General features: G+C 67.6%; 18 protein-coding genes. 14 read left to right on the top strand and 4 right to left on the bottom strand.

Features of this window, described 5'->3' with window-relative positions; genetic code table 11:
* Positions 1 to 52 precede the first annotated feature (52 nt).
* Both iolD and iolC read right to left on the bottom strand, forming a co-directional pair.
* Positions 53 to 1,936, bottom strand: coding sequence for a 3D-(3,5/4)-trihydroxycyclohexane-1,2-dione acylhydrolase (decyclizing) (gene iolD / locus DID96_RS27180; protein ID WP_124602333.1), 1,884 nt, complete (start codon positions 1,934 to 1,936; stop codon positions 53 to 55).
* Between the two features lie 42 nt (positions 1,937 to 1,978).
* A complete protein-coding gene (iolC, locus tag DID96_RS27175) occupies positions 1,979 to 3,931 on the bottom strand; it encodes a bifunctional 5-dehydro-2-deoxygluconokinase/5-dehydro-2-deoxyphosphogluconate aldolase (RefSeq protein WP_124602332.1) in 1,953 nt (650 codons plus the stop codon).
* A 345-nt stretch (positions 3,932 to 4,276) separates the two neighbouring features.
* Between iolC and DID96_RS27170 the strand changes: the two genes are divergently transcribed.
* The 14 genes from DID96_RS27170 to DID96_RS27105 all read left to right on the top strand — a co-directional run bounded on the left by DID96_RS27170 (position 4,277) and on the right by DID96_RS27105 (position 19,677).
* Complete coding sequence (locus DID96_RS27170; RefSeq protein ID WP_124602331.1) at positions 4,277 to 5,203, top strand: sugar ABC transporter substrate-binding protein; 927 nt, start codon at positions 4,277 to 4,279, stop codon at positions 5,201 to 5,203.
* Between the two features lie 67 nt (positions 5,204 to 5,270).
* The gene (locus DID96_RS27165) at positions 5,271 to 6,830 is read left to right on the top strand and encodes a sugar ABC transporter ATP-binding protein (protein WP_124602330.1); all 1,560 of its coding nucleotides are present in this window, start codon (positions 5,271 to 5,273) and stop codon (positions 6,828 to 6,830) included.
* Between the two features lie 36 nt (positions 6,831 to 6,866).
* On the top strand, positions 6,867 to 7,892 hold the full coding sequence (locus DID96_RS27160; protein WP_124602354.1) for an ABC transporter permease: 1,026 nt from the start codon (positions 6,867 to 6,869) through the stop codon (positions 7,890 to 7,892).
* Between the two features lie 43 nt (positions 7,893 to 7,935).
* Positions 7,936 to 8,847 (top strand): sugar phosphate isomerase/epimerase family protein, encoded by a 912-nt coding sequence (locus tag DID96_RS27155; protein WP_124602329.1) that lies wholly within the window; start codon positions 7,936 to 7,938, stop codon positions 8,845 to 8,847.
* An 88-nt stretch (positions 8,848 to 8,935) separates the two neighbouring features.
* Complete coding sequence (locus tag DID96_RS27150; RefSeq protein WP_124602328.1) at positions 8,936 to 9,949, top strand: Gfo/Idh/MocA family protein; 1,014 nt, start codon at positions 8,936 to 8,938, stop codon at positions 9,947 to 9,949.
* 57 nt (positions 9,950 to 10,006) lie between these two features.
* Positions 10,007 to 10,933 (top strand): TIM barrel protein, encoded by a 927-nt coding sequence (locus DID96_RS27145; RefSeq protein ID WP_124602327.1) that lies wholly within the window; start codon positions 10,007 to 10,009, stop codon positions 10,931 to 10,933.
* A gap of 25 nt (positions 10,934 to 10,958) precedes the next feature.
* Positions 10,959 to 12,131 (top strand): Gfo/Idh/MocA family protein, encoded by a 1,173-nt coding sequence (locus DID96_RS27140; RefSeq protein ID WP_124602326.1) that lies wholly within the window; start codon positions 10,959 to 10,961, stop codon positions 12,129 to 12,131.
* A gap of 299 nt (positions 12,132 to 12,430) precedes the next feature.
* Positions 12,431 to 13,321, top strand: coding sequence for a MurR/RpiR family transcriptional regulator (locus DID96_RS27135; protein ID WP_124602325.1), 891 nt, complete (start codon positions 12,431 to 12,433; stop codon positions 13,319 to 13,321).
* 91 nt (positions 13,322 to 13,412) lie between these two features.
* On the top strand, positions 13,413 to 13,640 hold the full coding sequence (locus DID96_RS27130) for a sulfurtransferase TusA family protein (protein ID WP_038713912.1): 228 nt from the start codon (positions 13,413 to 13,415) through the stop codon (positions 13,638 to 13,640).
* A gap of 248 nt (positions 13,641 to 13,888) precedes the next feature.
* Positions 13,889 to 14,287 carry a hypothetical protein gene (locus tag DID96_RS27125; protein ID WP_124602324.1) on the top strand — a complete coding sequence of 133 codons (399 nt, stop codon included), beginning with the start codon at positions 13,889 to 13,891 and terminating at the stop codon, positions 14,285 to 14,287.
* A 278-nt stretch (positions 14,288 to 14,565) separates the two neighbouring features.
* The gene (locus DID96_RS27120; RefSeq protein ID WP_124602323.1) at positions 14,566 to 15,270 is read left to right on the top strand and encodes a response regulator transcription factor; all 705 of its coding nucleotides are present in this window, start codon (positions 14,566 to 14,568) and stop codon (positions 15,268 to 15,270) included.
* Positions 15,267 to 16,628, top strand: a complete 1,362-nt coding sequence (locus DID96_RS27115; RefSeq protein WP_124602322.1) for a FecR domain-containing protein — start codon at positions 15,267 to 15,269, stop codon at positions 16,626 to 16,628. The genes DID96_RS27120 and DID96_RS27115 overlap by 4 nt, the downstream gene beginning before the upstream one ends.
* Positions 16,629 to 16,638: 10 nt before the next feature.
* The gene (locus tag DID96_RS27110; protein WP_124602321.1) at positions 16,639 to 19,026 is read left to right on the top strand and encodes a CHASE2 domain-containing protein; all 2,388 of its coding nucleotides are present in this window, start codon (positions 16,639 to 16,641) and stop codon (positions 19,024 to 19,026) included.
* A 36-nt stretch (positions 19,027 to 19,062) separates the two neighbouring features.
* Positions 19,063 to 19,677 carry a DUF4136 domain-containing protein gene (locus DID96_RS27105; protein ID WP_124602320.1) on the top strand — a complete coding sequence of 205 codons (615 nt, stop codon included), beginning with the start codon at positions 19,063 to 19,065 and terminating at the stop codon, positions 19,675 to 19,677.
* Positions 19,678 to 19,759: 82 nt separating this feature from the next.
* Here DID96_RS27105 and galU read toward each other — a convergent pair whose 3' ends face one another.
* Positions 19,760 to 20,644 (bottom strand): UTP--glucose-1-phosphate uridylyltransferase GalU, encoded by an 885-nt coding sequence (gene galU, locus DID96_RS27100; protein WP_124602319.1) that lies wholly within the window; start codon positions 20,642 to 20,644, stop codon positions 19,760 to 19,762.
* An 87-nt stretch (positions 20,645 to 20,731) separates the two neighbouring features.
* Positions 20,732 to 23,599, bottom strand: coding sequence for a valine--tRNA ligase (locus tag DID96_RS27095; RefSeq protein ID WP_124602353.1), 2,868 nt, complete (start codon positions 23,597 to 23,599; stop codon positions 20,732 to 20,734).
* Between the last annotated feature and the right edge of the window lie 39 nt (positions 23,600 to 23,638).

Raw genomic sequence — 23,638 nt, 5'->3', positions numbered from 1 at the left:
CCTTGGTTCGGGTGATGGGACGCGGTGCGGGCACGCGCGCGGCGCCTGCTGGTCAGCGCCGCTGTCGGGTCTTCTCGTCGAGATAGTCGCGATGCGCGCGCTCGACGTCGGGCCGCGCGGACACCTGTGGCACCGCGACCTCCCACCATGCGCCGCCGTCGTCGGTCGTGCGATGGTGGGTCGTGTCGATCACGAGCACCTGGCTCGTCGTCGCCGCGCGCGCGCGGCGCAGCTCGTGGCGCAGTTCCGCGACGTCGCGCACGTGCACGGCTTCGGCGCCCATCGCGCGCGCGTGCATCGCGAAATCGATCGTCGAGCGTGCGCCGCCTTCCGGCACGCAGTCGTCGAGCATGTTGTTGAAGCTCGCGCCGCCGCACTTCAGCTGCAGGCGCTCGATGCAGCCGTAGCCGCGGTTGTCGAGGATCACGACGATGATCTTGCGGCCGAGCATCACCGACGTCGCGAGTTCGGCGTTCAGCATCATGTACGAGCCGTCGCCGACCATCACGATCACTTCGCGTTCCGGCCGCGCGAGCTTCGCGCCGAGGCCGCCCGCGACTTCGTAGCCCATGCACGAATACGCGTAGTCCATGTGGTAGTTGCCGGGCAGGCCGCTGCGCCACAGCTTGTGCAGCTCGGCCGGCAGCGTGCCGGCCGCGCACACGACGAGGTCGTCGCGGGCGCTGTCGACGCCCGCGTCGGCGGCCGACTCGCGCACCGCGCCGATCACCTCGGCGTCGTACGGCAGCGTGTCGTTCGGCACGTGGTTCGTCAGTTCGGTCACGCGGGCAACCCACGCGGCGGCCTGGTCGCGGCAGCTTGCTGTCCACGCGGGGTCGGCGCGCCAGCCGGCGAGCGCGGCGGACACCTGGCCGAGCCCCGTGCGCGCGTCCGCGACGAGCTGCTGGCCGCGCTTCTTGCCCGCGTCGAACGGCTGCACGTTCAGGCTCAGCAGCTTCGCGTGGCCGTAGAGCGCGTGCGAGCCGGTCGTGAAGTCCTGCAGCCGGGTGCCGACCGCGAATACGACGTCGCATTGCGCGGCCGCGCGGTTCGCGGCGGGCGAGCCCGTCACGCCGATCGAGCCGAGGTTCAACGGGTGATCCCAAGCGAGGCTGCCCTTGCCGGCCTGCGATTCGGCGACCGGCACGCCATGTGTGTCGACGAACGCGCGCAGCGCATCCCACGCGTGGCTGTACAGCACGCCGCCGCCGGCGACGATCAACGGCTGCTTCGCGGACTTGAGCAGGTCGATCGCGTCGGCCAGCTCGACGGCGTCGGCCGGCGGGCGCCGCATCCGGATTAGCGGCGGTGCGAAGAAATCTTCCGGCCAGTCATACGCGAAGGTCTGCACGTCCTGCGGCAGCGCGAGACACACGGGCCCGCACTGCGCGGGGTCGGTCATCACCTGGATCGCGCGCGGCAGCGCGACCAGCAATTGCTCGGGCGACGTGATCCGGTCGAAGTAGCGCGTGACCGGGCGGAAGCAGTCGTTCGCGCTGACGTCGCCCTGCTCGAAGCTCTCGACCTGCTGCAGCACGGGGTCCGGCTGGCGCGACACGAACACGTCGCCCGGCAGCAGCAGCAGCGGCAGCCGCGCGACGTGCGCGAGCGCGGCCGACGTCAGCATGTTGGTCGCGCCGGGGCCGATGCTCGACGTCGCGGCCATCATGCGCTGGCGGAAGTTCGCTTTCGCGAACGCGACCGCCGCGTTGGCCATCCCTTGCTCGTTGTGCGCGCGCAAGGTCGGCAGCCGGTGCTGCTCGGCCTGCAGCGCCTCGCCGAGCCCGGCCACGTTGCCGTGGCCGAAGATCGCGAACACGCCGCCGCAATACGGCAGGATTTCGGTGCGGCCGTCCGGCTGGACCACTTCGGCGCGCAGTGCAGCCAGGTAGCGCACGAGCGCCTGGCTGACAGTCAGTCTCACGGTTGTTGTCATCGTCTGTCGATCTCGTATGTCGTGACGTCGTGACGCCGGCGCTCAGGCCGCGGGCCGCGCGAGCGTGCGCCGGTCCAGCCACGCGTCGACCAGTTGCGCGAAATTGCCGGCCACCTCGTCGATGAGCGCCTGGTCGCCGATGTCGCCGCCCAGCCACTTCAGCGACGCGTCCGCCCACAGCGTGCGCCCGATCATGAAGCCCTTGACGATCGGGTTGGTCGCGAAACGGAAGCTGTCGACCAGGTATTGCAGCGGCTGGTTCAGCCCGAGGATCACCGCGCCGCGGCAATGCGGGTCGCGCTCGGCGATCAGTGTCTCGAGCCGTGCCCAGCCGTCGGCGCTCATCGGCGCGAGCTTCCACCATTCGGGCCGCACGCCGAGGTTGTAGAAGCGCGCGACCGTGCGCAGCACCGCGTCGTCTTCGGTGCCGGCCGGCGTGACCGCGCGCGGCGGGATGATTTCCAGCAGCAGCTCGTTGCCGCTCTCGCGGGTCGCCTCCCACAGTTCGAGCACGCGCTGCTCCTGTGCGACGCGCAGGTCGACCGCGTCGTCAGGGTGATAGTGCACGAGACACTTGACGACCTGTTCCGTCGGCCAGTGGGTGAGGGTGGAGCCGACCGAGCGCGTGTCGTCGAAGCGCAGCGGCCGGGAGCCCGGCAGTTCGACCGGCCGGCCGACCCACCAGCCGCGCCCGGTCGCGGACGCAAGCGCGTCGCTGCCATACGCGCCGCCGTCGATCAGCACGCCGACATGGCCCTGGATGCCGCGGTCGCGCTCGACCTGCTCGGCGGCACGCACCAGCAGCCGCTTGAGCGTCTTGATCCGCGCTTCGTCGGCGCCGGCCTGCACGGCGAGGTCGTAGAACTGGCTGCGGTGGTCGAACGCCATCACGCACAGATCGTTCCAGTCGCGGCGCGCGACGCTCACGCGGTGCAGGTGCGCGAGTTCGCGATCCGCATCGACGAGCGGGTTGCGGCTGCCGTTGAACCAGTGGTCCAGCTCCGCGGGCGTCGGCATCGCGGCCGAGCACGCATGACGCGACACGACGATCGCGCCGCACGCATTCGCGATGCGCGTGGCTTCGGCCCAGTCGCGGCCGCGCAGCAGGCCGGACAGCAGGCCCGACAGGAACGCGTCGCCCGCGCCGAGCACGTTCAGCACTTCGACACGTTCGCCGGCAAAGGTCGGCGCGTCGTCGATGCGCTCGGGAATCGCGCCTTCGATCACGCAGCAGCCGAGCGCGCCGCGCTTGACGACCAGCACCGCATCGGTGGTCTGGCGGACCGCGCGCAGCGACGCGATCAGGTCGTGCGGCACGCCGCCCGCGATCAGGAACTCCTCCTCGGTGCCGACCAGCAGGTCGAACTCGCCGAGCACCTGCTGCAGTTGCCGCGATACGTGCTCGTCCGGGACGTAGCGGTTCTCGCCGGCGCCGCGGCCGGTCAGGCCCCACAACACGGGGCGGTAGTCGATGTCGAGGACTCGCACGACGCCGTGGCGGCGCGCGTAGTCGAGCGCCGTCAGCGACGCCTCGCGCGTGGCCGGCGTGGACAGATGCGTGCCCGTGATCGCCAGCGCGCGGCAGCCGGCGATGAAGTCCTCGCGGATCTCGTCGGCGCGCACGGCCATGTCGGCGCAGTTCTCGCGCACGAACAGCAGCGGAAACGTGTCGCGGTCCTTCAGCCCGAGCAGCACCAGCGCGGTGAGGCGCTCGGGGTCGGTCTGCAGCTGGCTCGTGTCGCAGCCTTCACGCTCGAGCGTCTCGCGCAGAAAGCGGCCCATCTGCTCGTCGCCGACGCGCGAGATCATCGCGGTCTTCAGGCCCAGGCGCGCGACGCCGAACGCGACGTTGCCCGACGAGCCGCCCAGATACATCTGGAAGGTGCGTGCGTCTTCGAGACGGCTGCCGTACTGCTGTGCATAAAGGTCCACGGCCACCCGGCCGAGACAGGCCAGATCGATGGGGCGACCACTCGGAAAGTTCAACAGGCTCATATCACTCGTCACGCTCGCGGCCGGCGTCTGACCTTGCCGGCAGGTTGAGGAGGGCGGGCGGATCGTGTTTCCAGACGTCGGCCAGACGCTGGCGCCTGGCGCGACGGAGATCCGCCCTCCGGGGATTCGGGGCTACGGACGAAGTCTAGTGTTTTTGGAAATCCAGTTCCCTAGGTGAAATCACGTAGAAATTATTTTCCAAAAAATAGTCGGAGTGCTTTACAGTTTCGTCCTGAAGCTTCGGTCCGCGCTTCGGTCCGCGCTTTGGTTCCGTATCGGACTCGGTCTGGTGGTGCATCGGTCACCACTTTCCGCCACAGAGAAGATGAAGGAGACAGATTGATCATGAAAACCAAGCTGATGGCTGCCGCTGCCGCCGCGATCCTTGCAATGCCGCTTGCTCATGCCGAGAAGATCGGGGTAACGATGGCGTCCTTCGACGACACGTTCCTGACGATCCTGCGCAACAGCATCGGCGACGCCGCGAAAAAGGACGGCGCCGGCGTGCAGATCGAGGATGCCGGCAACGACGTCGGCAAGCAGCTCAGCCAGGTGCAGAACATGATCGCGCAGAAGGTCGACGCGATCATCGTGAACCCGGTCGACACCGATGCGACGCCGAAGATCACGAAGATGGTTGCCGAAGCGAAGATTCCGCTCGTCTACGTGAACCGCAAGCCGGTCGATTTCGAGAAGCTGCCGGCCGGCGTCGCGGTCGTCGCGTCGGACGAGAAGCAGTCGGGCACGCTGCAGGCCCGCCAGGTGTGCAAGCTGCTCGGCGGCAAGGGCGACATCCTGGTGCTGATGGGCGAGCTGTCCAATGAAGCGGCGCGCGCGCGGACCAAGGACATCGAGGACGTGCTCGCCGGCAAGGACTGCTCGGGCATGCGGATCGTCGACAAGCGCGAAGGCAAGTGGAGCCGCACGCAGGGCCAGGACATCACGATGAACTGGCTGAGCTCCGGCACGAAGTTCGACGCGATCGTCTCCAACAACGACGAAATGGCGATCGGCGCGATCAACGCGCTGAAGGCCGCGCGCAAGTGGACGCCGAAGACGATCGTCGCGGGCATCGACGCGACGCCTGACGGGCTCGCGTCGATGAAGAGCGGCGAGCTGAAGGTGTCGGTGTTCCAGAACGCGGCCGGGCAGGGGTCGCAGGCCGTCGACGCCGCGCTCAAGCTCGCGAAGAAGCAGAAGGTGGACCGTTTCGTGAACGTGCCGTTCGAGCTCGTCACGCCCGACAACATGAGCCAGTACGCGAAGCATTGACCGGCCATCCGTTGCAGCGCACGGGCCGGCGGCGACGCGGCCCGCGCGCGACTTCCGAGGAACGTCCATGTCCCCAGCCAAGATGATGGCCCGGCCGATGTCCAGCGAGGACACGCCGGGCGCTTCGTCCACCCCGTCCGCCGCTGACTGCCTGCTGGAAGTCCGCGGCGTGGGCAAATCCTTTCCCGGCGTCGTCGCGCTCGACGGCGTGCAGTTCCGCGTGCGGCGCGGCACTGTTCATGCGCTGATGGGCGAGAACGGCGCCGGCAAGTCGACGCTGATGAAGATCATCGCCGGCGTCTACACGCCGGACAAGGGCGAGATTCGCCTGAAAGGCGAGCCGGTCACGCTGAACGGCCCGCTCGACGCGCTCGACCGCGGCATCGCGATGATCCACCAGGAACTCAACCTGATGCCGTACATGACGGTCGCGGAGAACATCTGGATCCGCCGCGAACCGAAGAACCGCTTCGGGCTGATCGACCATGCGGCGCTGCGCAGCAAGACCGCGGCGCTGTTCGAGCGCCTGTCGATCGATGTCGACCCGGACGCCGAGGTGCGCACGCTGACCGTCGCGAGCCGCCAGATGGTCGAGATCGCGAAGGCGGTGTCGTTCGACTCGGACGTGCTGATCATGGACGAGCCGACGTCGGCGCTGACCGACAAGGAAGTCGTCCACCTGTTCCGCATCATTCGCCAGCTGCGCGAGCAGGGCAAGGGCATCGTCTACATCACGCACAAGATGAACGAGCTGTTCGAGATCGCCGACGAGTTCTCGGTGTTCCGCGACGGCAAGTACATCGGCACACATGCGTCGAGCGACGTCACGCGCGATGACATCATCCGGATGATGGTCGGGCGCGAGATCACGCAGATGTTCCCGAAGGAAGAAGTGCCGATCGGCGACGTCGTGCTGTCGGTGAAGAACCTCGGTGTGAGCGGCGTGTTCCGCGACGTGAGCTTCGAGCTGCGCGCGGGCGAGATTCTCGGCGTCGCGGGTCTCGTCGGCTCGGGGCGCTCGAACGTCGCGGAGGCGCTGTTCGGCGTCGTGCCGGCGACTTCCGGCGCGATCCGCATCGACGGCAAGCCGGTGCGGATCGCATCGCCCGCGCAGGCGATGAAGCACGGGATGGCGTTCCTCACCGAGGACCGCAAGGACACGGGCTGCTTCCTGAACCTCGACCTGCTCGCGAACATGGAAGCGGCGGTGCTGAAGAACCGCTACGTGAAGTTCAACTTCGTGCAGCACGCGCAGCTGAAGCGCGACTGCGAGGAGATGAGCCGGATGCTGCGCGTGAAGTCGCCGGGGCTGCACGAGGAAATCCAGAACCTGTCGGGCGGCAACCAGCAGAAGGTACTGATCGGGCGGTGGCTGCTGACCCAGCCGCGGATCCTGATCCTCGACGAGCCGACGCGTGGCATCGACGTCGGCGCGAAGGCCGAGATCCACCGCCTCGTGAGCGCGCTGGCCGGCAAGGGCGTCGCGGTGCTGATGATCTCGTCGGAGATGCCGGAGGTGCTCGGCATGAGCGACCGGATCATGGTCATGCACGAAGGCCGGATGACGGGCATCGTCGAGCGCAAGGACGCCGACCAGGTGCGCATCATGGACCTGGCATCACGGTGATCACGGTGACTCGAACAAAGCATGGAGACAACTGAAATGGGCAACCTCAATTCGATCGCGGACGCACAGTCCATGACGGCCAAGACCCGGCGCGCGAAGTGGCCGCCGGAACTCAGCATCTTCCTCGTGCTGGTGGGCATCAGCCTGTTCTTCGAGGTGGCGGGCTGGATCGTCGTCGGCCAGAGCTTCATCTTCAACGCGGAACGGCTCGAGATCATCGTGCTGCAGATGGCTGTGATCGGCATCATCGCGGTGGGCGTCAACCTCGTGATCATCACGAGCGGCATCGATCTGTCGTCGGGGTCCGTGGTCGCGGCGGCGGCGGTGGTGTCCGCGAGCCTCGCGCAGGTGTCCGACTTTCCGCGCGCGGTGTTTCCACACCTGACGGATCTGCCGGTGATCTGGCCGGTGCTCGCCGGCGTGTGCGTCGGGCTGCTGGTCGGCCTGCTCAACGGTTCGCTGATTGCGTTTACCGGGATCCCGCCGTTTATCGCGACGCTCGGCACGATGGTCGCCGCGCGCGGCTTCGCGAAATGGTTCACCAACGGCATGCCAGTGTCGATGCTGACCGACCCGTTCGCGGCGATCGGCTCGGGCGCCAATCCGGTGATCATCTTCATCGTGATCGCGGCGATCTTCCACGTGGTGCTGCGCTACACGCGGTTCGGCAAGTACACGTATGCGATCGGCGCGAACCGTCAGGCGGCGGTCGTGTCGGGCATCAACGTGACCCGTCACCTGATATTCGTGTATGCGATCGCCGGCCTGCTGAGCGGCATCGCGGGCACCGTGACCGCGGCACGCGCGATCTCCGGCCAGTCGGGGATGGGCGTGATGTACGAGCTGGATGCGATCGCGGCGGTCGTGATCGGCGGTACGTCGCTGTCGGGCGGCCTCGGGCGCGTGACGGGCACCGTGATCGGCGTGCTGATCCTCGGCGTGATGACGTCGGGCTTCACGTTCATCCGCATCGACGCGTACTACCAGGAGATGGTCAAGGGCGCGATCATCGTCGCGGCCGTGATCGCCGACCAGTACCGCAACAAGAAAGCGCGCCGCTGAGGCCCGCGACGGCCGCCGACACGGGAATCGACCAAGGATAGCCATGAAGATTGCTCTGGATCCCTACATGATCCGCCACGTGCCGCTCGACCGGCTGCCGCACGCGGTGGCGGAGCTCGGCTACGACCAGATCGAGCTTTCGCCGCGCAGCGACTTCCTCGACTGGTGGGTGATGCCGCGCGCAACCCGCGAACGCATGACGGCGTTCCGGCAGGCGCTGCACGCGAGCGGCGTGGGCCTCGCGTCGCTGCAGCCGATGTACCGCTGGGCGAGCCCGTTCGACGACGAGCGGCAATGGGCGGTGCGCTGCTGGAAGAGGGCGATCGAGGTCGCCGTCGAAATGGAATGCCCGCTGATGGTGTCGGAGTTCGGCCGCGGCGCGTCGCCGGAACGCTCGGTCGGCGAGCGGCCGGGCGCGAACCCGAAGGAGCTGTGCGAAGCCGCGTGGTTCCGTTCGATGGACGAGCTGCTGCCGATCCTCGAGCGCGAACGCATCACGCTGTCGGTCGAGCCGCACCCCGAGGACTGGATCGAGCAGCTTCAGCCGGCCGTCGACATCGTGAAGAACATCGGCTCGTCCGCGCTGAAGATTTCGTATATCGCGCCGCATACGTTCCATTACGGCGACGACATGGCGGCGATGATCCGCGAGGCCGCGCCGGTGCTCGCGCACGTGCGCGTCGCCGATACGTTCGATCACAAGAAGAGCAGCCAGCTCCGCTACATCGTCAACCCGCCGGGCTCGACACAGATCCGCGTGCACCAGCATCTGGACATCGGGCAGGGCGAGATCGACTGGGACGTGTTCTTCCGCACGCTCGGCGAGGTCGGTTTCGACGGCGTGATGTCGTCCTGCGTGTTTGCGTGGGAAGAGCGCGCGGATGCGTCGTCCCGCTTCATGCGCGACGAGATGCAGCGCTATATCGGCCAGTATTTCCGCGCCGCGGCGCGGTGAACTTGCCGGCGCGATCGCGTCGGCGACAAGTCGGCGGAAAGCATCGGTGACCCGCGCGCCGCGCGGGTCTGACAACGTGGAGACAAACATGACTTTGCAAATTGGCGTGATCGGTTGCGGCGCGATCGGCCAGGATCACATTCGCAGGCTGACCCGGACGCTGTCGGGTGCCACGGTGGTCGCGGTGACCGACATCGACCTGCGACAGGCGCACGACGCCGTGACGAAATACGGGCTGTCGGCCGAGGTTTACGGCGACGGACATCAGGTGATCGATGCGGCGGACGTGCAGGCGGTGCTCGTCACGTCGTGGGGCCCGACGCACGAAGAATTCGTGCTGAAGGCGATCGCGCGCGGCAAGCCGGTGTTCTGCGAGAAGCCGCTCGCGACCACCGCCGAAGGCTGCCTGCGGATCGTCGAAGCGGAGCAGGCGCATGGCCGCCGGCTCGTGCAGGTCGGCTTCATGCGCCCGTACGACGAAGGCTACCGCGCGTTGAAGCAGGTGATCGCGAGCGGCACGATCGGCGCGCCGCTGATGCTGCATTGCGCGCACCGCAACCAGTCGGTCGGCGACCGCTACACGACGGACATGGCGATCACCGACACGCTGATCCACGAACTCGACGTGCTGCGCTGGCTGCTCGACGACGACTATGTGAGTGCACAGGTCGTGTACCCGAAGAAGACCCGCCATGCGTCGGCACACCTCGCCGATCCGCAGATCGTGCTGCTCGAAACGGCGAACGGCGTGCGCATCGACGTCGAGATCTTCGTCAATTGCCAGTACGGCTACGACATCCAGTGCGAAGTGGTGGGCGAGGACGGCATCGCGAAGCTACCCGACCCGCCGGCGGTATCGATGAAGCACGCGGCCCGGCATGCGACGGCGATCATGACCGACTGGAAGGAGCGCTTCATCGCGTCGTACGACGTCGAGCTGCAGGCGTTCGTCGACGGCGTGCGGCAGGGCGCGCTGACGGGGCCGTCGGCATGGGACGGGTATGCGGCCGCAGCGGCCGCGGACGCGTGCGTGCGCGCGCAGCAGAGCGGTGCGGTCGAGCCGATCGCGATGGCCGAGCGCCCGGCGTTTTACGGGGCGTGACGGCGGCGCCGTTTTCACCACCCGGCCGCAGGCCGGGATCTTCTTCGACAGACTGACATGACGATGAAAATAGGTTGCGCGCCCTGCTGCTGGGGCGTCGACGACGTGAAGAACCCGCACCTGCCGGCGTGGCAGCACGTGCTGTCCGAGGCGTCCGAAGCCGGGTACTCGGGCATCGAGCTCGGCCCGTACGGCTACATCCCGCTGCAGCCGGACGTCGTTCGCGCGGAACTGGAACGGCAGCGCCTGAGCATCACGGCCGGCACGATCTTCGACGATCTGGTGTCGCCGGAGAACCTGCCGAGCCTGCTGCGCCAGACGCGCGAGATCTGCGCGCTGATCACGCAACTGCCGCAATTGCCGACCCAGGACGGGCAGCGCTACGCGGCGCCATACCTCGTCGTGATGGACTGGGGGCACCCGGAGCGCGATTACGCGGCCGGCCATGCGGACCGCGCGCCGCGCCTGTCCGACGCGCGCTGGGCGGGCATGGTCGAGCACATCCGGCAGATCGCGGCAATCGCGCGCGATGAGTTCGGCGTGCGCGCGGTCGTCCATCCGCATGCGGGCGGCCATATCGAATTCGCTGACGAGATCGACCGGATCGTCGCCGACATCCCGGCCGAAACGGCCGGCCTGTGTCTCGACACCGGCCATCTCTACTACTCGGGCATGGACCCGGAAACGTGGCTGCGCCGGTATGCCGAACGCATCGAATACGTCCATTTCAAGGACATCGACGCGTCGACCTACGACGCGGTGATGGGCGAGCACATCGCGTTTTTCGCCGCGTGCGCGCGCGGCGTGATGTGCCCGATCGGCAAGGGCGTGCTCGACTACCCGGCCATCAAGCGCACGCTCGACGACATCGGCTATGCCGGCTACATCACGATCGAGCAGGAACGCGATCCGCGCAACGCGGGCACCAGCCTGCGCGACGTCGCGGCAAGCCGCGCGTTCCTCGCATCGGCGGGATTTGCGTGAACCACATACAAGGATTGCAATCATCATGATCGACGGACAGATTTTGCTCGGACACTCGATTCCCTGGGGCATGGTCGGCGGCGGCCTTGGCAGCCAGATCGGCTACAGCCACCGCTCGGCCGCGTTGCGCGACGGCAGTTTCCAGCTTGTCGCAGGCGCGTTCGACATCGATCCGCAGCGCGGCCGCCCGTTCGGCGTGAAGCTGGGCGTGGCCGCCGAGCGTTGCTACGACGACTACCGGACGATGTTCGAGGTCGAGGCGCGCCGCCCGGACGGCATTCGCGCGGTGTCGATCGCGACGCCGAACAACACGCACTTCGAGATTTGCCGGGCCGCGCTGAACGCGGGGCTGCACGTGGTCTGCGAGAAGCCGCTGTGCTTCACGACGGCCGAGGCCGAGGAACTGCAGCGCCTCGCGGCCGAGCAGAACAAGATCGTCGGCGTCGCGTACGGTTATTCCGGACACCAGATGATCGAGCAGGCGCGCGAGATGATCGCGCGCGGCGATCTTGGCGAGATCCGCATCGTGCAGATGCAGTTTGCGCACGGTTTTCACAGCGAGGGCGTCGAAGCCGCGAACCCCGCGACGCGCTGGCGCGTGGATCCGAAGTTCGCGGGCCCGAGCTACGTGCTCGGCGACATCGGCACGCACCCGCTGTACATCTCCGAAGTGATGGTGCCGGACCTGAAGATCAGGCGGCTGATGTGCTCGCGGCAGAGCTTCGTGAAGAGCCGCGCGCCGCTCGAGGACAATGCGTTCACGATCATGGAATACGACAGCGGCGCGATCGGTTACGTGTGGTCGAGCGCGGTGAACGCGGGCTCGATGCACAGCCAGAAGGTGCGCGTGATCGGCTCGAAGGCGAGCATCGAATGGTGGGACGAGCATCCGAACCAGCTGCGCTACGAGGTCCAGGGGCAGCCGGCGCAGATCCTCGATCGCGGAATGGGCTACCTGCATCCGCACGCGCTGCGCGACGACCGGATCGGCGCGGGGCACCCGGAAGGCCTGTTCGAAGCATGGTCGAATCTGTACTCGCGGTTCGCGCTCGCGATGGACGCGACCGACCGGCGCGATACGGAGACGCTGAAAGGCATCCGCTATCCGGACGTCCATGCCGGCGTCGAAGGGGTGCGCTGGGTCGAGAACTGCGTGCGCTCCGCGGACGAGGGCGGCGTCTGGATCGACTATCGCTGATCGGACGTATGACAACCGGCCGCAGCGCGACGCGCACCTGCGACTGCGCGTCGTCGCGCGGCCGCACGCACATTGGTAGACGCCCTAATATTTACGGCGCCTGGCGAGCGTTGGAAAATAATTTCCAATCGTGTCGCGCAGTGCAGGCAAGCGGTGATCGAGCGCGTGGATGCGGCGACGTGACGACGTTGCCCGGGCAACGGGATTAGAATCGCGCACCACGCATGTGTTCAGGTGAGCCCTGGCCGGTCCTCCGCCGCAGGAGGCGAGTGCCGGGACTGTCAACTACGCGCCAACCGATGAGTCCATCCCAGAATCCTCCCGCCACCGTCGAGCAGTTCCTGCAGCGTCTGACGCAGGAATATGACGGGCTGAGCAATCGCCTCAAGGTGATTGCGCGTCATGTCGAGACGCAACGGGACCAGCTTGGCCTCGAAGGCATCCAGTCGCTCGCCGAGCAATGCGGCGTGCAGCCGTCCGCGGTCGTACGCTTTGCGAAGCATTTCGGCTTCTCGGGCTTTTCCGAGATGCAGCGGCTGTTCCGCGACGGGCTCGCGCAGCAGATTGCGCCGGGGCGTGCGTACAACCTGCGCCTGCGCGACGTGATCGAATCGGGTTCGTCGAGCCTGCAACCCGAGCAGATCGTCGACGAGTTCATCAAGGGCAGCATTGCCGGCATGCAGCAGCTGCGCCAGACGCTGGATCCGAAAGCGTTCGCGCAGGCCGTCGACCTGCTGGCCGATACGCAGGCGATCTGGATCGCCGGCTCCCGGCGCGCGTTTCCGATCGCCGCGTACCTCGATTACGCGCTGCAGCACACCGACAAGCGCATCGGCCTGTTCAGCGCGCTCGGCAGCATGCAGCTCGGACAGATCCGCTCGGTGCGCGCCGGCGACGTGCTGATCGCGATTTCGTTCATGCCGTATGCGGAAGAGACGGTGCAGGTCGCGCAGCAGGCCGCACAGCGCGGCGCACGCGTGATCGCGATCACCGACAGCCGGATGAGCCCGCTCGCGCGCGACGCTGAGGCGACGCTGCTCGTGCAGGACAGCGCGACGTTCGGATTTCGCGCGCTGACGGCCACGATGGGCCTTGCGCAGAGCCTGTTCGTCGCGCTGGCCTACCGGCTCGAGCTTTCTTATCTGCCGACGACGACCGGCAGCTCGCGCGACACCAAGGAGACGACCTGACGGACGGGTCCGGCAGGCGCGGCGGGGCTGCGGTAAAATCGCAGATTCCTCCAGCGCCGCGTGCGGCGCGTCATTCGAAGGTCGACAGGCGATGCAGATTCACAAGGAAGTGGACGCGCGCGGGCTCAATTGCCCGCTGCCGATCCTGCGCGCGAAGAAAGCGCTCGCGGACATGGAAAGCGGGCAGATTCTCAAGGTGCTTGCGACCGATCCCGGCTCGCAGCGCGATTTTGCCGCGTTCGCAAAACAGACGGGCAACGAGATCGTCGAGTCGTCGACGCAGGACAAGACCTTCGTGTTCCTGATGCGCCGCCGCTGACGGCCGGCGCCTTGCGCCGCGCCACGCGGCGCTCTCCCGGCCTTCTCCTGGCCTGCTCCCGATGCGGGCGGTGCCCGGTTCCGCGCGGTCGCGCCTCTGACAATTCTTAAACCTCGCTTTGCTGCCGGCTACGTATACTGACCCGGCCGGTCGTCCGCGCTCGACGCATGCACCGGCCACGGTACGTCGATTCGAGGCGGGCACGGGGGCCCATGCCTGACGCTGCCGTCGTACAACGGGGAGAGAACATGTCCTTCAGACCAGGGACAATTCGACGTCCGTCCGCAGCGGAGCGCACCGCGCCAACGCGCGCGCTCGGGTTGAGCCGTATCGAGCTCGACCCGCGACATGACCGTCATGCGCGCGCCGCACTGGAAGCCTATGCCGATTCTGCCGCGGCGGACATGCCGTGGCTCGCCGAATGGCTGCGCGAAGCCGCACCGGACGGGGAGCCGGGCCTCACGCATTGCGGGGCCACCGTCGAACGCGTGTTCGACCTGGCCCATGCATGGGCGGCGAGTCAGCCCGACTACGCTGCTGCTGCGTGGGAACGGGTGCGCGGCCAGTTGCTGCGGGTGCTGGGGCAGCCCGCGCTGCGACAGCCTGCGGCGGCAGGCGGGCAAGCGTGTATCGCGCGCGCCGAGTAGGCGGGCGGACCGCGTTGCAGTAAGGATTATTCGAAGAAAGGACCCTGGTCCGCGCAAATCCTTGGCGTATTTCATACTACTATGCTGAAATCGCCGGTTCGTCCGCGCCCCGTTTTTGAGATATTTGCCGGTTTCACCCGCTAGCGCGCCGCGCACGCGGGTGCAGATGCAGCTTGCCGGCCTGGCGGTACCGATGCCGGTGCGCCTGTCGTACAGGCAGCACGGCGGTGAGCGCGAGGGGCCGAACTGGACGGATGGATTTCGTTTTGCGGGGTGCTATGAGAATTGCTGTACTGGATGACGATCCGGCCCAGACGGACTTCGTCAGTCAAACGCTGACGGCCGCGGGCCATACCTGCTATGCGTTCAAGGAAGGCAAGGCGCTGAAGAAGCGCTTGCAGCGCGAGACGTTCGATCTGCTCGTGCTCGACTGGAACGTGCCCGACATGTCCGGCGAGGAAGTGCTGAAGTGGGTGCGTGCCAATCAGACCGAGCACAGCCTGCCGATCATCTTCATGACGAGCCGCGACGATGAAGCGGGGATCACGCAGATCCTCAACGCCGGCGCGGACGACTACGTCGTCAAGCCGGTGTCCGGCCCGATCCTGCGCGCGCGGATCGGCTCGCTGCTGCGCCGCGCATACCCGGTCAACGCCGAGTCGACGGTGCGCGAATTCGACCAGTTCCGCTTCGACGTGAACCTGAAGCAGGCGTACGTCGGCGACAAGCCGGTGAGCCTCACGCAGAAGGAATTCGAGCTCGCGCTGCTGCTGTTCCAGCATCTCGACCGGCCGCTGTCGCGCGCGCACATTCTCGATCTCGTCTGGAAGCAGGCCACCGACATTCCGTCGCGTACGATGGATACGCACATCTCGATGCTGCGCACGAAGCTCGGCCTGCGGCCGGAGAACGGCTACCGCCTCGCGCCGATCTACGGCTACGGCTATCGCCTCGAACGGGTCGGCCAGGGGGAACCGGAGTGACCATGTCGATCACGCAACGCGGATGGCGCGCGGCGGGCCTGCGGGGAGCATGCGTGCTCGCCGCCGCGATCGCGGTCCAGCAGGCGCTCGCCGCGCCGCCGTCCGGCAGTGGGGCGGGCAAGACGGTCATCTATACGACGCGCGGCGGCGACACGCTGTACGACGTTGCCGCGCGCTACCTGCAGGGCCCGGATGACTGGCAGGTGCTCCAGCAGCTGAACGGCGTGCCGGCGCCGAAGCGCCTGCAGCCGGGCATCGCTCTGAAGCTTCCGGTCGCGCGGCTGCGCAAGGAGCGGCTGACCGCGCGGGTGGTGGCCGTGCAGGGTCCGGCCGAGCGCGCGTCCGGCGACGCGTACGTGCCGCTTGCGGCCGACGCGACGCTGGCCGAAGGCGACCGCGTGCGCACCGGCGCGAACGGCTTCGTGACGCTCGAGCTGGCCGACGGCACGCACATGAGCCTGCCGCCCGACAGCCAGCTCGACCTGAAGACGCTGCGCCGCACCGTGCTGACCGGCACGCTCGACCGCGAGTTCGAGCTGACGCGCGGCTCGGTCGACAGCGAGGTCACCCATCTGAAGAAGCGCGACGACCGGTTCCAGATCCGCTCGCCGTCGGTCGTGGCCGGCGTGCGCGGCACGCGCTTCCGTGTCAATTACGACGCCGCCGGCAATGCGACGACGCGCGTCGAAGTGCTGGACGGCGCGGTGGGCGTCGCGGGCAACCGGCGCCCGGCGGATACGACGCTCGTGCATGCGCACTACGGCAGCGTCGCGACGTCGTCCGGCACGGTGGGCGCGCCCGTCGAGCTGCTGCCGGCGCCCGCGCTCGAGCATCCCGCGAAGGTGCAGGACGAGCCGGACGTCGCGTTCGATCTCGCGCCGCTGCCGCGCGCGCATGCATACCGCGTGCAGCTTGCGCACGACGCCGGGCTGCTCGACCTGTTCAGCGAAACGCGCACCGATACGCAACGCGCGGTGTTCCACGGCGTGCCGAACGGGATGTACTTCGTGCGAATCGCCGCGATCGACGACAACGGCCTCGAGGGCCTGCCGCGCACCTACGCGTTCGAACGGCGCCAGATGGGCCTCGACGCGACCGCCGGGCCCGGCGCGGGCGGCTATGTGTTCCGCTGGTCGCCGAACGGCGCGGGCGCGAGCGCGCGCTACCGGTTCGTGCTGTCGAAGTCGAAGGACCTGAGCGCGCCGGTCGTCGACCAGGTCGGCCTGCAGGCGCGGACGATCACGGTCGCGAATCTGCCGCCCGGCGAGTATTTCTGGGCGGTGACCGTCGAGGAATTCGAAGGCGGCAAGTTCTACGAGAAGACGAGTCCGGTCAGCGCGTTCACGCTGTCGCGCTGACCCGCGGAGCATGAAACCCGAAACCGTGTCTCCGCGGCGGCGGCTCGGCCGCCGCTTCCTGTTCGAATGGATCGCGATCGGCTGCCTCGGGATCGCGGTGATCGTCGCGTGCGCGATCGGCCGCGCGTCGACGAGCGTCGACGGGCTGATCTACGACCGGCTGCTGATGCTGCGCAGCCTGCCGCTGTCGCCCGACATCGTCGTCGTCGACATCGACAACCCGAGCGTCCAGGCGCTCGGCCGCTGGCCGTGGCCGCGCAGCGTGCATGCGCGGCTGCTCGATACGCTTGTTCGCGCGCAGCCGGCGGCCGTGGTCTACGACGTGCTGTTCACGGAGCCGTCGCCGGACGACCGCACGTTCGCGGACGGCCTCGGCCGCGTGCCGACCTTCCTGCCGATCCTGCTGAGCCCCGAGCGCGCGGACGGCACGCGCAGTGTCGATCCGCCGGTGGCCGCGCTCGCGGCGCGTGCGGCGGGCCTCGGCCACATCAACCTCGAAGTCGATCCCGACGGCATCGTGCGTAGCGTCGCGCTGTTCGAAAGCGACGGCCGCGTGCGCTGGCCGCAACTGATGGTGCCCGTGTTCGAATCGATCGCGTCCGGCAAGCTGAATCCGGCGGGCGGGGCGCCCAATGCGCGCGCGCATGACCTAGCGCACTCGGCGAGCGGCGAGGGCCGCTACCTGATCCCGTTCAGCCGTAATACGCCGGCCTATCCGACGCTGTCGTTCGACGACGTGCTCGAAGGCCGCGTGAAACCGGAAACGCTGCGCGGCAAGATCGTCGTGGTCGGCGTGACCGCGTCGGGGCTCTACGACCGGTTCGCGACGCCGGTGTCCGGCGACTTCGGCCCGCTAGCGGGGGTCTACATTCACGCCGGCGTGCTCGACATGCTGACGACGGGCCGCGCGATCTCGCCGGCGCCGCGCGCGGGGCTGTTTGCGGTGTCGCTGCTGCCGCTCGCGGTGCTGCTCGCGGGTTTCCTGATGCTGTCGCCGTGGCGCGCGCTGCTGCTGACGCTGAGTCTGGCGGGGCTGTCCGTCGTCGCGAGCGCGGCGCTGCTGTACGAAGCACGGCTGTGGCTGTCACCCGCGCCCGCGATCTTCGGGCTGGTGGCCGTGTATCCGATCTGGAACTGGCGCCGGCTCGAGATGACGATGTCGTACCTGCGCCGCGAGCTGCAACGGCTCGCGGACGAGCCGCACCTGCTGCCGGAGGCGCCGCGCACGCGCAGCGTCGGCGGCGACGTGCTGGAACGGCAGATGGCGCTGATGGCGCAGGCCGCGCAGCGCGTGCAGGACATGAAGCGCTTCGTGTGGGACAGCCTCGACAGCATGCCCGAGCCGATTTTCGTCACCGACCTCGCCGGCACCGTGCTGATCGCGAACCATGCGGCGAAACGCTACGGGTCGCGGCTCGCGCTGCCGCTGCCGGAAGGGCGCCCGCTGCGCGCCGCGCTCGGCGAGCTGACCTTCGTCAAGACAGTCGAAGGCAATGCGGAGCACGACGCGGAGATCCGCCTGCACTGGCCGGCCGCGCTCGACCCGACACTCGAGGCGGAAAGCGGCGCGTTGGCGCGCGGCATCGAGGTGCGCGATCGCGACGGCCTCGATCATCTGCTACGCTACGCGCCTTGCACGAACGCGCAGGGGCGGGTGACGGGCTGGATCGCCGGCCTCGTCGACGTGACCGAGCTGCATGCGGCCGAGCGCCAGCGCGAGGAGGCGCTGCACCTGCTGTCGCACGACATGCGTTCGCCGCAGTCGTCGATCCTCGCGCTCGTCGAGATCGAACGGCAGCGCGTCCAATCCGACGACGTGCGCGGGCTGCTCGCGCGCATCGAGCGCTATGCGCACCGCGCGCTGTCGCTCGCCGACGAATTCGTGCAGCTCGCGCGCGCGGAATCGCAGGTGTACCAGCTCGAGGCGACGAGTTTCGTCGACGTGCTGATCGACGCGTGCGACGAGGTGTGGCCGCAGGCGCAGGCCAAGCGCATCCGCATCGATACCGACGTCGGCAACGAAATGGGCTGGGTGCACGCGGATCGTTCGCTGATCACGCGCGCGTTCGTGAACCTGCTGAACAATGCGGTCAAGTACAGTCCGGCCGATACGGTGATCGTGTGTACGCTGACGGTCGAGCACGCATCGAAGCGGATGTTCTGTACGATTCGCGATCAGGGGTACGGGATTGCGCCGGAAGATCAGCGGCATCTGTTCGAACGTTTCAAGCGGTTCCATGCCGGCGAACGGCCCGAGATTTCCGGGTCGGGGCTCGGCATGGCATTCGTGAAGACGGTCGTCACGCGCCATGGCGGCAGCGTGTCGGTCGACAGCAAAGTGGGCGTCGGCACCGCGGTGACGGTGGCGCTGCCCGCGATCGACGAGCCGCCGGCCTGACAGGGCGGGCGCGGCGGCAAGCATTTGGGGAAAGTCATGAAAATCGAATGGACGGCGGCTGCGCTCGCGGCGGCGCTGTTGACGGGCTGCGCCGGCATGACGGCCGGCGTGACCGCGGTCGGCCAGCCGGATGCGTTCGCGTCGGGCGCGCACGGCTACGGTTTCGCGCGCACCGCAGCGCAATCGGACGACGCGCAATACCGGCAGATCGAGACGCTCGTGCACGACGAGCTCGCGCGCCGCGGTTTCGACGCGCAGCCGCTCAACGACGCGCGCTACCGGCTGTCGATCGCCTTTGCGACGCAACCCGCCGCGGTCGCGACGATGGCCGAGCAGTGCGGCGGCGCGAGCAGCGCGTGCGTCGCCACCGACGGGCCGGCGCCGATCGGGCTGCCGTTCGCGGGCAAGGTCTACCGTCACGTGCTGACGCTGCGTTTCGTCGATGCGAAGTCGGGTGCGGATGTGTACCGCGTGTCGGCGGCGCTGCGCGACCGCGAGCCGGGTGCGCAGCAGGCGGCGCCGGCGCTCGTGAAGAGCGCGCTCGCGAAGCTGCCGTTCGACGCAGGCGACGGCTGGCTCGTGAAGACGAAAAAAGACGACGCGGGCGGGATGCCGGGCGTCGTCTCGGTGAAACCGGCCGCCGCACACTGAGCGCGGCACCCGCTGCCGAAGCCCGCGGTGCCGCGGGCGCCGGCAGTACTTCGGGATATTCAGGCGATATTCAGGCGGGTATTCAGGCAGCGGGCTGCTCGACGCCGCGCGAGCGCAGGTAGGCCTCGAACTCCGTCGCGACTTCGGGGTGGCGCAGCGCGAATTCGACGGTCGCCTTCAGGTAGCCGAGCTTGCTGCCGCAGTCGTAGCGGGTGCCCTGGTACTTGTACGCCAGCACCTGCTCGTCGGCGAGCAGCGCCTCGATCGCGTCGGTCAGCTGCAGCTCGCCGCCCGCGCCCGGCTTCAGCGCGCGCAGGTGCTGGAAGATCCGCGGCTTCAGCACGTAGCGGCCGACCACGCCGAGGTTCGACGGCGCGACTTCCGGCTCCGGCTTCTCGACGATCGCCGACATCTTGATGATCGACTCCTCCCATTCCTTGCCGTCGACGATGCCGTACGACTTCGTCTCCGACGGCGGGATCTCTTCGACGCCGATCACCGAGCTGTGATAGTGGTCGAACACGTCGACCATCTGCTTCATCACGGGCGGGGTGCCGTCGAGCAGGTCGTCGGCGAGGATCACCGCGAACGGGTTGTCCGCGACGAGCTTCTCCGCGCACAGCACCGCGTGGCCGAGGCCGAGCGCTTCCGGCTGGCGCACGTAGAAGCAGTCGACGTGGCTCGGCTTGATGCTGCGCACCAGCTCGAGCAGTTTTTCCTTGCCGCGCGCCTCGAGTTCAGCCTCGATCTCGTATGACTTGTCGAAATGGTCCTCGATCGCGCGCTTGCTGCGCCCGGTGACGAAGATCATTTCCGTGATGCCCGCGGCAATCGCTTCCTCGACCGCGTACTGGATCAGGGGCTTGTCGACGACGGGCAGCATTTCCTTCGGGCTGGCCTTCGTCGCGGGCAGGAAGCGCGTGCCTAGGCCTGCGACCGGGAAGACTGCCTTGGTGACTTTCAACATGATCGATCCTTTGTTCCTTTTCCGACTCGTCAAGCGGGTCTATGGTCATTTGCGAATTATAGTGAACGCAAATGACCTTACGGTTTGTTACGCAGGCAGGCGTTCGAGCTGCGCGCTGAGTTTCGCGAGCGTGCTCTGGAACTCGGCAAGCCGTTTCTGCTCCTGCTCGACCACCGCCGGCGGCGCCTTCGCGACGAACGCCTCGTTGCCGAGCTTCGCGCTGCACTTGGCGATCTCGCCCGTCAGGCGCGCGACTTCCTTCGACAGCCGCTCGCGTTCCGCTGCGACGTCGATTTCCACCTTCAGCACGAGCTTGTTCTGACCGACGATCGCGATCGGCGCGCCGTGCGCTTCCTTGTCGAGCGCGGCCTCGTCGGCGAGGATCTGCACCTCCGACAGGCGGGCGAGGGCCTGCACATAGGGCGCGAACGCGCGCAGGCGCTCGGCTTCGCCCGCCGCGAGCAGCGGCACCTTGGTTGCCGGCGACAGGTTCATCTCGCCGCGCAGGTTGCGGCACGCGTCGATGATCGCCTTCAGGTCGGCCGCCCATTGTTCGGACGCCTCGTCGATCTTCTTGAGATCCGCGATCGGGTACGCCTGCGTCATCAGCGACGCTTCGCCGTCGGTCTTGCCCTCCGGATATCGGCCCGCGAGCGGCGCGACCTTCTGCCAGAGCGCCTCGGTGATGAACGGGATGATCGGGTGCGCGAGGCGCAGCACCGTTTCCAGCACGCGCAGCAGCGTGCGGCGCGTCGCGCGCTGCTGCTCGGGCGTGCCGTTCTGGATCTGCACCTTCGCGAGTTCGAGATACCAGTCGCAGTACTCGTCCCAGACGAACTTGTAGATGCTGGTCGCGATGTTGTCGAAGCGGTAGTCGGCGAAGCCCTTTGCGATGTCGGCTTCGGTGCGCTGCAGCAGCGACACGATCCAGCGGTCGGCCGCCGAGAAGTCGAGATAGCCGCCCGGGCCGCAGTCGCCCGCGCCGCACACTTCCGGCTTGTCGAGCCCGCAGTCGTGGCCTTCGCAGTTCATCAGCACGAAGCGCGTCGCGTTCCACAGCTTGTTGCAGAAGTTGCGGTAGCCTTCGCAGCGCGCGAGGTCGAAGTTCACGTTGCGGCCGAGCGTCGCCATCGACGCCATCGTGAAGCGCAGCGCGTCGGTGCCGAACGCGGCGATGCCGTCCGGGAATTCCTTGCGCGTCTTCTTCTCGATCGTCGCAGCCTGCTTCGGATTCATCAGGCCCGTCGTGCGCTTCGCGACCAGCGTTTCGAGGTCGATGCCGTCGACGATGTCGATCGGGTCGAGCGTGTTGCCCTTGCTCTTCGACATCTTCTGGCCTTCCGCGTCGCGCACGAGGCCGTGCACGTAGACGGTGTGGAAGGGCACCTTGCCGGTGAAGTGGGTCGTCATCATCACCATCCGGGCAACCCAGAAGAAGATGATGTCGAAGCCGGTGACGAGCACCGACGACGGCAGGAAGTGCGCGAGCTCCGGCGTTTCGTTCGGCCAGCCGAGCGACGAGAACGGCACGAGCGCCGACGAGAACCATGTGTCGAGCACGTCGTCGTCACGCTTCAATGCACCCGTGTAGCCCTTCGCGGCGGCCTGCGCGCGCGCGTCTTCCTCGTTGCGTGCGACGAATACCTCGCCGTTCTCGCCATACCACGCGGGGATCTGGTGGCCCCACCACAGCTGGCGCGAGATACACCAGTCCTGGATGTTCTCGAGCCACTGGTAGTACGTGGTCGTCCAGTTTTCCGGCACGAACTTGATCTGGCCGTTGCGCACGACGTCGAGCGACACGTCGGTGATCGACTTGCCCGGGTTGAACGTGCCCTCCGGCGCGGGCTTCGTCATCGCGACGAACCACTGGTCGGTCAGCATCGGCTCGATCACGACGCCCGTGCGGTCGCCGCGCGGCACCATCAGCTTGTGCGGCTTCACGGATTCGAGGAAGCCCTGCGCGTCGAGATCGGCGACGATCGCCTTGCGCGCGTCGAAGCGGTCGAGGCCGCGGTATTGCTCGGGGCCGTTGTCGTTGATCTTCGCGTCGAGCGTCAGGATCTCGATCGGCGCGAAGTTGTGGCGCAGGCCGACCTGGTAGTCGTTGAAGTCGTGCGCGGGCGTGACCTTCACGACGCCGGTGCCGAATTCGAGGTCGACGTAGTCGTCGGCGATCACCGGGATCTCGCGGCCGGTCAGCGGCAGCTTCACGAACTGGCCGATCAGGTGCTTGTAGCGCTCGTCTTCCGGGTGGACCATCACCGCGACGTCGCCGAGCATCGTCTCGGGGCGCGTGGTCGCAACCGTCAGCGAGCCCGAGCCGTCGACGAGCGGGTAGCGGATGTGCCACAGGTGGCCGTTCTCTTCTTCGCTCGCGACCTCGAGGTCGGACACGGCCGTCAGCAGCACCGGATCCCAGTTGACGAGGCGCTTGCCGCGGTAGATCAGGCCCTGTTCATAGAGCGTGACGAACACGTCGCGCACGGCGGCCGACATCTTGTCGTCCATCGTGAAGTATTCGCGCGACCAGTCGGGCGACGCGCCGAGGCGGCGCACCTGGCCCGTGATCGTCGAGCCGGACTGCTGCTTCCATTCCCACACGCGCTCGACGAACTTCTCGCGGCCGAGGTCGTGGCGCGACACGCCCTGCGCGTCGAGCTGGCGCTCGACGACGATCTGGGTCGCGATCCCCGCGTGGTCGGTGCCCGGCACCCACAGCGTGTTCTCGCCGAGCATCCGGTGGTAGCGCGTGAGGCCGTCCATGATCGTCTGGTTGAACGCGTGCCCCATGTGCAGCGTGCCCGTCACGTTCGGCGGCGGCAGCTGGATCGCGAAATCAGGCTTGGCCGGATCGAAGGCCGGGGCGGCATAGCCGCGTTTTTCCCACTCCGGCCCCCATTGGGACTCGATGGTGTGGGGCTCGAAACTCTTCGCCAGCGTGCTGTCGCTCATGGTCGGAAATCTGCTGAAAATTGCGTGAATTGGATGCTG

This window comes from Burkholderia sp. Bp8963 (assembly GCF_003854275.1).
In the GTDB taxonomy this organism is placed as follows: domain Bacteria; phylum Pseudomonadota; class Gammaproteobacteria; order Burkholderiales; family Burkholderiaceae; genus Burkholderia.
This window is presented reverse-complemented; position numbering and strand designations above follow the sequence as displayed.

Coding starts and splice junctions, on each gene's coding strand:
- DID96_RS27165 (WP_124602330.1), top strand. CDS start 5,271: ATGTCCCCAGCCAAGATGATGGCCCGGCCGATGTCCAGCGAGGACACG.
- DID96_RS27130 (WP_038713912.1), top strand. CDS start 13,413: ATGCAGATTCACAAGGAAGTGGACGCGCGCGGGCTCAATTGCCCGCTG.
- DID96_RS27105 (WP_124602320.1), top strand. CDS start 19,063: ATGAAAATCGAATGGACGGCGGCTGCGCTCGCGGCGGCGCTGTTGACG.
- iolC (WP_124602332.1), bottom strand. CDS start 3,931: ATGAGCCTGTTGAACTTTCCGAGTGGTCGCCCCATCGATCTGGCCTGT.
- DID96_RS27095 (WP_124602353.1), bottom strand. CDS start 23,599: ATGAGCGACAGCACGCTGGCGAAGAGTTTCGAGCCCCACACCATCGAG.
- DID96_RS27140 (WP_124602326.1), top strand. CDS start 10,959: ATGATCGACGGACAGATTTTGCTCGGACACTCGATTCCCTGGGGCATG.
- DID96_RS27150 (WP_124602328.1), top strand. CDS start 8,936: ATGACTTTGCAAATTGGCGTGATCGGTTGCGGCGCGATCGGCCAGGAT.
- DID96_RS27125 (WP_124602324.1), top strand. CDS start 13,889: ATGTCCTTCAGACCAGGGACAATTCGACGTCCGTCCGCAGCGGAGCGC.
- DID96_RS27120 (WP_124602323.1), top strand. CDS start 14,566: ATGAGAATTGCTGTACTGGATGACGATCCGGCCCAGACGGACTTCGTC.
- DID96_RS27155 (WP_124602329.1), top strand. CDS start 7,936: ATGAAGATTGCTCTGGATCCCTACATGATCCGCCACGTGCCGCTCGAC.
- iolD (WP_124602333.1), bottom strand. CDS start 1,936: ATGACAACAACCGTGAGACTGACTGTCAGCCAGGCGCTCGTGCGCTAC.
- DID96_RS27135 (WP_124602325.1), top strand. CDS start 12,431: ATGAGTCCATCCCAGAATCCTCCCGCCACCGTCGAGCAGTTCCTGCAG.
- DID96_RS27160 (WP_124602354.1), top strand. CDS start 6,867: ATGGGCAACCTCAATTCGATCGCGGACGCACAGTCCATGACGGCCAAG.
- DID96_RS27145 (WP_124602327.1), top strand. CDS start 10,007: ATGACGATGAAAATAGGTTGCGCGCCCTGCTGCTGGGGCGTCGACGAC.
- DID96_RS27170 (WP_124602331.1), top strand. CDS start 4,277: ATGAAAACCAAGCTGATGGCTGCCGCTGCCGCCGCGATCCTTGCAATG.
- galU (WP_124602319.1), bottom strand. CDS start 20,644: ATGTTGAAAGTCACCAAGGCAGTCTTCCCGGTCGCAGGCCTAGGCACG.
- DID96_RS27110 (WP_124602321.1), top strand. CDS start 16,639: ATGAAACCCGAAACCGTGTCTCCGCGGCGGCGGCTCGGCCGCCGCTTC.